Below are 12,456 nucleotides of genomic sequence, written 5' to 3'. Positions count from 1 at the left end.
AGATATCTCAAAAAAAAATAAAATATATAATTAAATTTTCCAAAAAACAAGAATATAATTTTTTTTTCCTTTACGTAACAATGTATATTTATTATGCAGCAAATCTAATGAAGAAAAAAAATAATTTTTTTGATTTTGTACTACACCATTTATATATATAGCTCCAGAAACTATCATATTTCTAGCTTGAGTCAAAGAAGCAGATAATGATGACTGTACTAATAAATGTGGTAAATCTAAAAAATTTTTACAAGTAATTGATGGAATTCCATCTTGAAGTAATTGAATAAAATCTTCTTCTTTAATATTATTAACAGATCCACCCTTAAATAAAAAATTTATAATTCGTTTAACAGAAGTTAAAGAATTTTGACCGTGTACAAATTGAGTTAGGAATTCTGCTAGAAAGATTTTTTTATTTATAATATTTGTTTTATAATTAGTATCACAAAATTTAATATCTATCATATTTATATCAATAGTAGTAAATAATGTAATAAAATTATTAATATCTTGATCTGAAATATTAATCCAAAATTGATAAAATTTATAAGGACTGGTTAATTTAGGGTCTAACCATATAGTAGTACTTTCTTCAGTTTTACCAAATTTTTTTCCGTTTGTATCTGTTAATAATGAATTAGTAGCACCGAATACTTCGTCATTATATAATTTCTTAATTAAATGTATACCAGATAAAATATTACCCCATTGATCGGATCCTCCAATCTGTAATTTAACTCCATATCGTTTATATAAAAAAGAAAAATCATATGCTTGCATTAAGCTATATGAAAATTCTGTGAACGACATACCTGTTTTTTCTTTTATTAATCTTTTTTTAACTGATTTTTTATGAATCATATAATTTATAGAAAAATGTATTCCAATTTTTCTTAAAAAGGATAATATCGAAATATCTTGAAACCAAGAATAATTATTTAATATTAATGCTTTATTAGTAAGATACTTATTGTCATCAAAAAAAAATAATAATTGTTTTTCTAAACAAATTTGATTATATCTTAAAAAATCTAATGAATTCTTTTTCCTTTCTTTATCCTTAAAACTAGGATCTCCAACTATACTTGTTGCTCCACCAATTAAAATAATTGGAGTATGACCAAAATTTTGAAAATATTTTAAACATAAAATCGGCAATAAATGACCAATATGTAAACTACTATTCGTAGGATCAAAACCACAGTACAAAAAAATTCTATTATTTTGTACATATTTATATAAATCTAATTTATTAAAAATTTGAGAAAAAAAATTTTTTTTTTCTAAAAAATCCATAATACTAATTTTATTAACCATTCTAATAACCTATTAAATTTTAAAATTAACAAGAATAAACTATTATAAATACTAAATATAATTTAATTATTATATAATTATTTTTAAAAAAAATTATTATTTATATTTCAATACTAAATTAAAATAATATAAAAATATATATTTTTAATTGATAAATTATTCATTATATAGTAGAATATTATAATAAATACGTTCGTAACTCAATGGTTAGAGTGCTACTATGACATGGTAGAAGCTGGTGGTTCAAATCCACCCGAACGTAAAAAATCATATGTAATTTATTAATCATGTTTATAAAAAAATTATTTTTAAAATATCCCAAACAAAAAAAATTTTTATTAGCTTTAAGTGGAGGTGTTGATTCCATTGTATTATTACACCAATTACTTATCTATAAAAAAAAAATTAATATAAAAATTCGAGTAATACATATAAATCATAACTTATATTCACACTCTATAACTGCACAAAAATATTGTGAGTATATTTGTAAAAAATACAATATAGAAATTATTATTGATAATATACATATTCCAAAAAAAAATAAATATGGAATAGAAGGTTATGCTCGATTAAAAAGACTTAAAATTTTTGAAAAACATTTACTTCCAACAGAAATATTATTACAAGCGCACAATCTTAACGATCAATGTGAAAATTTATTTTTAAAATTAAAAAGAAAAAGCGGAATTAATGGATTATCAGGAATAAAATTTAGTTCAAAATATAATAATATTCAGATAGTACGTCCATTAATATCTATACAAAAAAAAAAAATTATATCTTGGGCTAAAAAAAACAAAATAAAATGGATAGAAGATGAATCTAATAAATTAATTCAATATGATAGAAATTTCTTGAGAAATAAAATTTTATTAAAAATGTACAAAAGATGGCCAGAATTTTTAAAAAATTGTACAAAAAGTATAAAAATACTTGAAAGAGATCAAAAAGCATTAAACTATTTTGTTAAAATTTTTTTAAAAAAAAATACATTTTTAGACGGATCATTATCATTAATAAATTTTTCTAATCTAAAATTAGAAGCAAAATATTCCGTATTAAAAGAATGGTTAAAAAATAAATGTAATAGTATTCCAACTTATAAAGTTTTAAATAGAATATATAAAGAAATTATTTTAAACAAGAATTATCATAATAAAAAAATAATTTTTCATAATGGAGAAATCAGAAAATTTAAAGAAAAAATATACTATATCATTCCAAATGATAATATTAAAAATATAATTATATATTGGAATAATATTTTTATACCTTTAAAATTACCAGAAAATTTAGGATTTTTAATATCTAAAAAATTTTTTTTTCAAGAAAAAAAAAATTACAAAATCCCATTCCCTTCAAAAAATACATTAATTAATATTCGTTTTTATATTAAAAAAGAATATATACACAATAATATAAAAAAAAAAAAAAATATAAAAAAAATATTTCAAAAAAACAACATACCACCATGGATAAGAAACACAATACCATTATTATTTTATAATGAAAAATTAATAACTGGTATTGGTATATTCAATAAAAATTATATTAAAAAAACAGATAATGAATATATAAAAATTTTATGGATAAATTTAATAAATTAAAATATTTCATTTATTTTAAAAATCTATCAATAAGACTAATTTCAATTCGTGTATATAAACATGAAAAATCATTAATTTTATGATTTAATAATGGTTCATGAATTTTATCCCAAGAAAACAAGGTATTTAAAAATAATTCAGATTTATATACTAATTTTGGCATAATAGGCTTTAAAAAAATCATTAATATTCGAAATAAATTTATTCCTAAAGAACAAATATCATGAACTTTATTTCGATTATCTATATTTTTTATTAATAACCAAGGTTTTTCTTCATCAATATACTTATTCGCAAGATTAGATAAATATCTAATTTTCTGTATTATTAATGAAAATTTTCTTTTTTCAAATAAATCTTGAATATATACAGTCATATTAGTAAACTTTTGATATAAATTTAATTCTTTAATATCATTTGATAATGTATTAAAAAAATATTTTTTTAAAAAAGAACTATTTCTTGCAGCCAAATTAATTATATTATTTACAATATCTGAATTAATCTTATATGCGTAATCATATAAATTTATATCTATATCTTCAATAGTATGTGATAATTTTGAAGCAAAATAATATCTTAAAGAATCAGAATCAAAATAAGATAACCATTTATTTGCTGAAATTACTAATCCTTTTGATTTAGATAATTTTAATCCTTTAAAAGTAACATAACCATGAGTAAATATTTTAGTAGGTTTTCTATAATTAATTGCTTCTAATATAGAAGGCCAAAATAAACTATGAAAATAAATAATATCTTTACCAATGAAATGATATAATTTATTTTTTGAATTTATAGACCAAAATTCATTAAAATTAATATTTTTTTTAATATTACATAATTCTTTAAAACAACTAATATAACCAATAGGAGCATCTAACCAAACATAAAAAAACTTATTGGAAAAACCTGGAATCTTAAAACCAAAATATGGTTTATCTCTAGATATATTCCAAGAACGCAAACCTATAGATAACCATTCATTTATTTTATTTAACACAGATTTTTGAATAACTCCAGAATTAATCCATTTTTTTAAAAATTGTGAAAAATAAGATAATTTAAAAAATAAATGTTTAGAATTCCTAATATCAGGGGATGAACCTGATAATTCTGAAATAGGATTCAATAATTCTATAGCATTATAATTTGCCCCACAAAAATCACAATTATCACCATACTGATTAATAGATTTACATTTTGGACAAATACCTTTTATAAATCTATCTGATAAAAACATATTCAATTTTTTATCATATAACTGATCTATATTTTTTTCTTTAATTAATTTTTTTTTTTTTATTATATGATATATATTTTCACATAAATTTTTATTAATTTTACTATCTGTAGATGAATAATGATCATGAATAATAGAAAATTGTAAAAAATTATTTTTATGTTTTTTTTGCATACATTCAATTAATTTTTTTGGACTAATTTTCATTTTTTTTGCTTTTAACATAATAGCAGTTCCATGTGTGTCATCTGAACAAATAAAAATAACAGAACGACCCCTCATTCGATGATATCGAATCCAAATATCTGCTTGAATTTGTTCTAATAAGTGTCCTAAATGTATATCACCATTAGAATATGGAAAAGCACATGTTACTAAAATAGTATTAGTAAAATTTTTCATAAAATAAACCATAAAATAATAAAAAAATAAAAATATCACAAACATAATCTAATTAATTTTTATTTTTATAAAACAAATATTTTTCTCTTTTATAGATAAAATTATTTATTAAAATAAATATTATAAAAATAGAAAATTTTAATATTATATTATCAAAATATTCCATCACGTAAAATAATTTACAAATTATATTTTATATTTTAAAAAAAATACAATTATTCTAACCAATTAGTATGAAAAGAACCTGATTGATCAATTCTATTATAAGTATGAGATCCAAAATAATCTCTTTGAGCTTGTATTAAATTAGCGGATGAATTAACAGTACGATATGCGTCGTAGTATGACAAAATATTAGAAAAAACAGGAACAGAAATTCCATTATTTATAGCTTCAGTAACAACGGTACGTAAAGAAAGTTGATACAAATTAATAATATCTTGAAAAATTGGAGTAAATAGTAAATCAATTAAATTATTATTTTCTGAAAATGCTGTCACAATATCATTTAAAAAATTTGCTCGAATAATACATCCAGAACGAAAAATTTTAGCAATATCCGAAAACTGTAAATTCCAAACATAATGTTCAGAAGCTTTTTTCATTAAAAAAAAACCTTGAGCATATGAAATAATTTTACTTAAATATAACGCTTTACGAATATCTTCAATAAATATTTCTTTATTAAAATTACTATTTAAAGATACTTTAGGACCTGACAATATTGTAGAAGCAATCATTCTATTAGCTTTTAAAACAGATAAGTATCTTGAAAAAACAGACTCTGTTACGATAGAACAAGGAATTTGGAGTTTTAAAGCACTATTTGCTGTCCAAGCACCAGTACCTTTTCCTGAAGCCATATCTAAAATAGAATCAATAATAAAATTTCCATCCGTATCTTTTTTACATAAAATATTTCCAGTAATTTCTATTAAATAACTACATAACTCTCCTTCATTCCATTTTTTAAAAGTATATGATAAATCAATATTATTCATTCCAACTAAATTTTTTAGTAAAGAATAAGTTTCTGCAATTAATTGCATATCACTATACTCAATACCATTATGAACCATCTTTACATAATGCCCAGATCCATTCGGACCAATATATTTTACACAATCTTCCTGGTCATATTTAGCTGAAATCTTTTTAAAAATCGGAGCAATTAATTTATAAGATTCTATATTACCTCCAGGCATAATAGAAGGTCCTTGTAATGCACCGAGTTCTCCTCCTGATATTCCAACTCCAAGAAATTGAATAGATTTTTTTTGTAAAAAATTAAACCGTTTAATTGTATCTTTATAAAAAGAATTTCCTCCATCAATAATTAAATCGCCAGAATCTAAATAAGATAAAAGAATATTAATTATTTTATCAACCGGGGAACCTGATTGAATCATTAATAAAATACAACGTGGTTTATTTAAAGAATTAATAAACTTTTCTAAATCAGAAAACGGAAATAACAAATCAATAGAGTTTTTAAACAAAAATTTCATTGTTTCATTATGAGATCTATTAAAAACTGATACAGAATATCCATTTCTAGCAATATTAAAAGCTAAATTTTTTCCCATAACACCCATTCCTATAATTCCTATATCATTATTCAACATAAACACCCTCACCAAAATAGATATTATTAATATGCACATAAATACATATATTTTATTTTAAAAAAATATTAATTAAATTTTAAAAAAATATCTTATTTATAAGAACGATCTTTTAAATTTAAAATAATTGATTTAAAATCTATATTAACAAACTGTAATAAAATTAATAAATGAAATAATAAATCAGATGATTCATTAATTATATTAATCGAATTATTTTCTAAAAAAGCTATAATAACTTCTATAGACTCTTCCCCTACTTTTTGTGCAATTCTATTTTTACCTAAAGAAAAAAGATTACTAATATAAGATTTTTTAGAATATTCTTTTTTTCTTGATTTAATTACACTTTGTAATTTTAATAAAAAAGAATAAATTGGTTTAGAAGATTTAAAACAACTAAATCTATTTAAATGACATGTATTTCCAGATGGTTTTACCTTAACTAGGATAACATCATAATCACAATCAGTTGTAATTTTTTTTACATATAAAAAATTTTTAGAAAATTCTCCTTTTACCCATAATCTATTTTTTTTACGAGAAAACAAGGTAAATAATCTTTTTTTAATTGTATTATTCAATGCTTCTTGATTCATATATCCAAACATTAATATTTCTCCTGAAATATAATGTTGAGCAATAGCCGGAATCATATTATCTAATTTTTTCCAATTTAAATGTTTTATGTTTTTACTAGTTAACATTGTCTAATTATCACCCCTTTATTAAATAAAAATTTTTTTAAGTCAATAACAGAAATAAATTTATTATGAAATATAGAAGCTGCTAAAGCACCATCTACTTTAGCTATTAAAAAAACATCTAAAAAATCATGCATGCAACCAGCTCCACCTGAAGCAATTAAAGAAACTGAACAAATTTCACGAATTTTTTTTAATTGTTTAATATCATAGCCACTTTTAGTTCCATCAGTATTCATAGTATTTAAAACAATTTCACCGGCACCTAATTTTTGTACTTTTCTTACCCAATCAAAAGTATCCCAGTATGTAAGATGAGATTTATTTTCATTTCCAGTATATTGAAAAACTTGATATTTTTTTTTTATTTTATCGTACCATGAATCTATACCTACTACAACACATTGAACTCCAAAACGATCCGCTAATTTACTAATTAATAAAGGATTATGTAAAGCTGGAGAATTAATAGATATCTTATCAGCACCTAATGATAAAATCTGTTTAGCATCTTCTACAGAAGAAATACCGCCAGCAACTGAAAAGGGTATGTTAATTAATTCAGCAATTCTAGTAATCCACTTCATATCTAATAATTTTTTTTCAGGAGAAGCTGAAATATCATAAAAAACTAATTCATCAATGCCTGATACAGAATAATGTTCTGCTAATTCAATTATTTTTCCAACAATAGTATGATTACAAAATTTAACTCCTTTTACAACCATACCATTTTTAACATCTAAACATGCTATTATTCTTTTTGCCAACATTTTTGAGCCTCCAAAAAAGTGAATTTTTTTTCTAAAAAGGCACGACCTATAATAACATGTTCTATATTATTTTTTTTTAAATTATATAAATCAGAAATAGAACTAATCCCACCTGAAGATTGTAATATAATTTTAGGAAATTTTTTTTTTAAACTTTTATATAAATTTATATTAGGACCTAAAAAAGTTCCATCTCTTGAAATATCAGTACATAAAATATTTTTTAATCCATATGAAATAAAATCATTTATTACACTTTCTAAATTAATTTTTGTGATATTTTTCCAACCATTAACTGCAACCTTATTTTCATTATTATTATTTGTTTTTATATCTACAGCTAATATAAAATTATCACAACCATATTTATCTAACCATAATTTAAAATCATCTGGATATAAAATAGCAGACGTTCCTATTACTATTTTTGAGACACCAGAATTAAACAAATCTTTAATATCTTTTTCAGAACGAATTCCGCCACCTATCTGAAAATCAATTTCACTATAATGAGAAACAATTTTTAAAATATGTTTTTGATGATTCGTTGGATTTATACATCTATCTAAATCAACTAAATGTATATGTGTTGCCCCTTGTTGTATATAATGATCTATTTGTTGAAAAATATCCATTTTATAATGAATTTTATTGTTATAATTACCTTGATATAAGCGAACAATTTTACCATTAATAAAATCTAGTGATGGAATGATCATATTTTTATATCTCTAAAAAATTTTTAATAAATTGCTCTCCTGGTTTTCCTGATTTTTCTGGATGAAATTGAACTCCAAAAAAATTTTTTATTACCATTGCAGAACAAAATTGAATACCATGTACAGAAGAAGCAATAGTATATTGATTAACTTTCATATAAAAACTATGTAAAAAATAAAAACGAGTATTATTATCAATGTTTTTAAATAAATCATGATTTATAGTATAATTTACAGTATTCCAACCAATATGCGGGACTGAACAATTTATATTTGGTAATTTTTTTATTAAACAAGATACTTTATTTAATAAAATAGATTTTTTTCCTTCATAACTATATTTTCCTAATAACTGCATACCTAAACAAATACCTAAAATTGGTTGCTGTGTATGCTTTATAAAAGATAATAAATTTTTTTCTTTTAAAATATTTATTACAGAAGAAGAAGTACCGATACCAGGTAAAAATATTTTTTTAGCCTTTTTAATTTCATAAACTGAATCAGTAACACATGATAAATATCCTAATCGACGTATAGAACATTGAATAGAATACAAGTTTGAACATCCCGTATTAATAATGACAATTGACATTATAATAAACCTTTTGATGTAGGTAAATCATGACCATCTAAATAAATAGCTTGTCTTAAAGAACGACCGAATGCTTTAAATAAACTTTCAGCACAATGATGATCATTTTTTCCAAAAGCATGTAAATGAATAGTAATCTTCATAGATTGACTTAAAGAATAAAAAAAATGTTCTATCATACATACATTTAAATCACCAACATATTTATTTTTAAAAATAGCATAAAAAGATAAAAAAGAACGTCCTGATATATCAAGTAAACACGAACAAATACTTTCATCCATAGGTAAAGTAAAACCATATCTTGATAATCCTATTTTATTTCCAAGAGCACGTTTTAATGCAGACCCTAAAGTTATTCCAATATCTTCTACTGTATGATGATCGTCAATATACAAATCTCCTATAACATTAATATACATAAAAATACCACTATGTATTCTAATTTGATGTAGCATGTGATCTAAAAAACTAATTCCAGTATTAATATAATTTTTTATAGGAAAATCTAAACTAACCTTAATAAATATTTTTGTTTCTAAAGTGTTTCTGGAAATTTCTGATACCCTATTAGGGTATGTTAATTGTGCAACAATTTTTTTCCAGGAAAAAAATTTTGAATGATATAAAAAACTTTTAATTCCCATATTATGTGCTAACTGAATATCTGTATTTCTATCTCCAATTACATAACTATTTTTTTTATCTAATCCAATATTATTAATCCAATATGAAACTAATGAAGTATTTGGTTTTCTGCAATTACATTTTTCGTGCATAAAATGAGGGCAAATTAAAATACTTTTAAAAAAAATTTTTTGTGAAGAAAAAATATTTAACATTAAATTATGTATTTTACTAAATTTTATTATAGGAAAAGAACTACTACCTAAACCATCTTGATTAGTAATCATAACTAACTGATAATCTAAATCAATAAGTTTTAATAAAGAATAGATTACATCCTTTTCTAAATAAAATTTACTAATAGAATCGATTTGATACGTTTTTTTTGGTTCTCTAATTAAAGTACCATCACGATCAATAAATAAAAATTTTTTTTTCATCTTATATTTTATTTCCTTCAAACATAGATAAAATATTAATTAAATCTTTACATTCATTAATTGTGCCTATTGATATTCTTAAGCAATTTTCTAAACCTAATTTATAAGATTGATCGCGAATTATAATTCCTTTTGATATTAAATATTGAAATACTTTTTTAGATTGATAAAATTTTATAAGAATAAAATTAGTTTGACTCAAAAAAATATTTTGTACACATAAAAAAGATTTTATTTTATTAATTAAAAAAATTTTATTTTTTAAAATTTGTAAAATATTTTTCTTTACTATTGTAATGTTTTTTGATTGTAATGATTTTATAGCAATATTAGATACTGGAGTAGGAATAGGATATGGAGCCAATACCTTTTTAAGAATATTAATAATATTTATATTCGATAATATAAAACCACATCTAATTCCAGATAAACCAAATGCTTTCGACAAAGTTCGTAAAATTACCAGATTATTAAATCTACTTAATTCAGAAATAAAACTATCTTGAATAGAATAATCAATATAAGCTTCATCAATAATTAACAAAGTGGTTTTAGGAATAATAGTAAGAATATTCATAATATCTTTTCGAAAAAACAAATTCCCAGTAGGATTATTTGGATTACATAAATAAATTAATTTAACATTATTAATTTTTTTTTTAATATTTTTTATATCTAATTGAAAATCTGATAAAATTGGCACTGTTATTTTTTTAATATTAAAAATATCAGCTACCACAGAATACATATCATATGTAGGTGGAAAAAACATAATATTATCATTTCCAGATATACAAAAAGCACGAACTAATAATTCAATTCCTTCATCAGCTCCTCTAGTAATTAAAATTTGATTATTAGGTATATAAGAATATTGAGAATATTTTTTTAATAATTCACTTGATTGAAATTCCGGGTATCGATTTAAATTATTATGTTCATATTTAACAGTATTAATCCATGGAGATTCATTTGCATTTAAGTAAACATGACCCTTTAAATCAATACTACGAGCTGATTCATAAGGTTTTAAAATATGTATATGATGCGGAGTTAATTTTTTCATTTTATTTTAACTCATTCATAACTTGTTTATCTTTTAATGCATTTATTCTAATCCTTACTGATTTATTATGAGCGTCCATTCCTTCTGTTAAAGATAATACTGAAATACTTTTTGATAAATTTTTTAAAGATTTTTTTGTCATTTTTTGAACTGTAATAGTTTTCTGAAAATCAGAAATACGTAAAGTAGAATAAGTTTTAGAATATCCATATGTAGGTAAAACATGGTTTGCTCCAGTAATATAATCACCTGCAGATCCAGGAGTCCACTTTCCTAAAAATACTGATCCAGCATTTTTAACATATGATAAAAAATTTCTTGAATTTTTTATATGTAAAATTAAATGTTCAGGAGAATATAAATTTGATATCTCAAAACATTCAAGCAAAGAATTGGAAATAATAATTCTACTATTTTTTAATGAATTTAAGATAATATTTTTCTTAGACAAACATAACAATTGTTTTTTAATTTCCACTACAACTTTTTTTGCAAATTCTAAACTTGTACTTAATAAAATTACCTGTGAATTACTACCATGTTCAGATTGTGCTAATAAATCAGAAGCAACAAACGATGAATTAGAATATTTATCAGAAATAATTAATATTTCCGAAGGACCTGCGGGCATATCTATTGATACACCAGGAATATCACGACTAATTTGTAATTTAGTCTCTGTAACAAAAATATTTCCTGGTCCAAAAATTTTATCTACTGATTTTATAGTTTCAGTTCCTAGAGCAAGAGAAGCAATGGCATGTGCTCCACCTAGTTGAAGAACTTGATTAATTCCACATATTTTAGCAATATATAATATTTCATTACTAATAGGTGGAGGAGAACACAACACAATATTTGGACATTTTGCTAATTTAGCTGGTATAGATAACATTAAAGCAGTAGAAACTAATGGTAATTTACCTTTAGGAACATATAAACCTACTGAATTTATAGGTTTTATAATATGTTGACAACATATTCCCGGAAATGTTTCAACTTCTAAATTAGATAAAATTTGTTTAGAATGAAAAATTTTAATATTACTTTTTGCAACTAATACAGAATCTTTAAAAGATTTAGAAACGAATTTATCTGATAAATCTATTTTTTCTTGAGAAACATAAAAACAATCTAATTTAATTTTATCAAACTTTAAATTATAGGAATGTACAGCAATATCTCCATGTTTTTTAATAGTGCTAATAATTTTTTTAATAGATTTTTTAGTTTTTTTATCAATAATAGTACAAGGTCTTAATAATAAAGATTTTTTTTCTTCTTTTTTTAAATCATTCCAATTAAAAATGTTTTTATATATATTTAACATAA

At 22.0% G+C, this 12,456-nt stretch carries 11 protein-coding genes and 1 tRNA gene; 2 read left to right on the top strand and 10 right to left on the bottom strand.

Translation table 11 applies throughout. The features are described from left to right. Positions 1 to 30: 30 nt before the first annotated feature. Entirely contained in the window at positions 31 to 1,320 is a 1,290-nt protein-coding gene (tyrS, locus tag BUCICURT3053_RS00405; RefSeq protein WP_154061058.1) for a tyrosine--tRNA ligase, read from the bottom strand. Between the two features lie 189 nt (positions 1,321 to 1,509). Here tyrS and BUCICURT3053_RS00400 point away from each other — a divergent pair. Next, positions 1,510 to 1,582, top strand: a tRNA-Val gene (locus BUCICURT3053_RS00400). Between the two features lie 25 nt (positions 1,583 to 1,607). After that, entirely contained in the window at positions 1,608 to 2,930 is a 1,323-nt protein-coding gene (gene tilS / locus BUCICURT3053_RS00395; RefSeq protein WP_154061057.1) for a tRNA lysidine(34) synthetase TilS, read from the top strand. 10 nt (positions 2,931 to 2,940) lie between these two features. Here the strand turns inward: tilS and metG are convergent, their stop codons facing one another. The 9 genes from metG to hisD all read right to left on the bottom strand — a co-directional run bounded on the left by metG (position 2,941) and on the right by hisD (position 12,454). Then, positions 2,941 to 4,575: a methionine--tRNA ligase gene (metG, locus tag BUCICURT3053_RS00390; RefSeq protein ID WP_154061056.1), complete on the bottom strand. Its 1,635-nt coding sequence runs from the start codon at positions 4,573 to 4,575 to the stop codon at positions 2,941 to 2,943. Between the two features lie 215 nt (positions 4,576 to 4,790). Next, entirely contained in the window at positions 4,791 to 6,200 is a 1,410-nt protein-coding gene (gnd, locus tag BUCICURT3053_RS00385; RefSeq protein ID WP_154061055.1) for a decarboxylating NADP(+)-dependent phosphogluconate dehydrogenase, read from the bottom strand. 92 nt (positions 6,201 to 6,292) lie between these two features. Continuing rightward, positions 6,293 to 6,907 (bottom strand): bifunctional phosphoribosyl-AMP cyclohydrolase/phosphoribosyl-ATP diphosphatase HisIE, encoded by a 615-nt coding sequence (gene hisIE / locus BUCICURT3053_RS00380; protein ID WP_154061054.1) that lies wholly within the window; start codon positions 6,905 to 6,907, stop codon positions 6,293 to 6,295. Then, complete coding sequence (gene hisF, locus BUCICURT3053_RS00375; protein WP_154061053.1) at positions 6,901 to 7,677, bottom strand: imidazole glycerol phosphate synthase subunit HisF; 777 nt, start codon at positions 7,675 to 7,677, stop codon at positions 6,901 to 6,903. Before hisF ends, hisIE begins: the two co-directional genes overlap by 7 nt. Then, positions 7,659 to 8,396: a 1-(5-phosphoribosyl)-5-[(5-phosphoribosylamino)methylideneamino] imidazole-4-carboxamide isomerase gene (locus tag BUCICURT3053_RS00370; RefSeq protein WP_154061052.1), complete on the bottom strand. Its 738-nt coding sequence runs from the start codon at positions 8,394 to 8,396 to the stop codon at positions 7,659 to 7,661. Before BUCICURT3053_RS00370 ends, hisF begins: the two co-directional genes overlap by 19 nt. Positions 8,397 to 8,400: 4 nt before the next feature. Continuing rightward, entirely contained in the window at positions 8,401 to 8,991 is a 591-nt protein-coding gene (gene hisH / locus BUCICURT3053_RS00365) for an imidazole glycerol phosphate synthase subunit HisH (protein WP_154061051.1), read from the bottom strand. After that, a complete protein-coding gene (hisB, locus tag BUCICURT3053_RS00360; protein WP_154061050.1) occupies positions 8,991 to 10,058 on the bottom strand; it encodes a bifunctional histidinol-phosphatase/imidazoleglycerol-phosphate dehydratase HisB in 1,068 nt (355 codons plus the stop codon). Before hisB ends, hisH begins: the two co-directional genes overlap by 1 nt. 1 nt (position 10,059) lies before the next feature. Continuing rightward, entirely contained in the window at positions 10,060 to 11,124 is a 1,065-nt protein-coding gene (gene hisC / locus BUCICURT3053_RS00355) for a histidinol-phosphate transaminase (RefSeq protein ID WP_154061049.1), read from the bottom strand. 1 nt (position 11,125) lies between these two features. After that, positions 11,126 to 12,454: a histidinol dehydrogenase gene (hisD, locus tag BUCICURT3053_RS00350; protein WP_154061048.1), complete on the bottom strand. Its 1,329-nt coding sequence runs from the start codon at positions 12,452 to 12,454 to the stop codon at positions 11,126 to 11,128. Positions 12,455 to 12,456: the final 2 nt, after the last annotated feature.

This window comes from Buchnera aphidicola (Cinara curtihirsuta) (genome assembly GCF_900698895.1).
GTDB classification, from domain to species: Bacteria; Pseudomonadota; Gammaproteobacteria; order Enterobacterales; family Enterobacteriaceae; genus Buchnera_F; species Buchnera_F aphidicola_AX.
This window is presented reverse-complemented; position numbering and strand designations above follow the sequence as displayed.

Coding starts and splice junctions, on each gene's coding strand:
- tyrS (WP_154061058.1), bottom strand. CDS start 1,320: ATGGTTAATAAAATTAGTATTATGGATTTTTTAGAAAAAAAAAATTTT.
- tilS (WP_154061057.1), top strand. CDS start 1,608: ATGTTTATAAAAAAATTATTTTTAAAATATCCCAAACAAAAAAAATTT.
- metG (WP_154061056.1), bottom strand. CDS start 4,575: ATGAAAAATTTTACTAATACTATTTTAGTAACATGTGCTTTTCCATAT.
- gnd (WP_154061055.1), bottom strand. CDS start 6,200: ATGTTGAATAATGATATAGGAATTATAGGAATGGGTGTTATGGGAAAA.
- hisIE (WP_154061054.1), bottom strand. CDS start 6,907: ATGTTAACTAGTAAAAACATAAAACATTTAAATTGGAAAAAATTAGAT.
- hisF (WP_154061053.1), bottom strand. CDS start 7,677: ATGTTGGCAAAAAGAATAATAGCATGTTTAGATGTTAAAAATGGTATG.
- BUCICURT3053_RS00370 (WP_154061052.1), bottom strand. CDS start 8,396: ATGATCATTCCATCACTAGATTTTATTAATGGTAAAATTGTTCGCTTA.
- hisH (WP_154061051.1), bottom strand. CDS start 8,991: ATGTCAATTGTCATTATTAATACGGGATGTTCAAACTTGTATTCTATT.
- hisB (WP_154061050.1), bottom strand. CDS start 10,058: ATGAAAAAAAAATTTTTATTTATTGATCGTGATGGTACTTTAATTAGA.
- hisC (WP_154061049.1), bottom strand. CDS start 11,124: ATGAAAAAATTAACTCCGCATCATATACATATTTTAAAACCTTATGAA.
- hisD (WP_154061048.1), bottom strand. CDS start 12,454: ATGTTAAATATATATAAAAACATTTTTAATTGGAATGATTTAAAAAAA.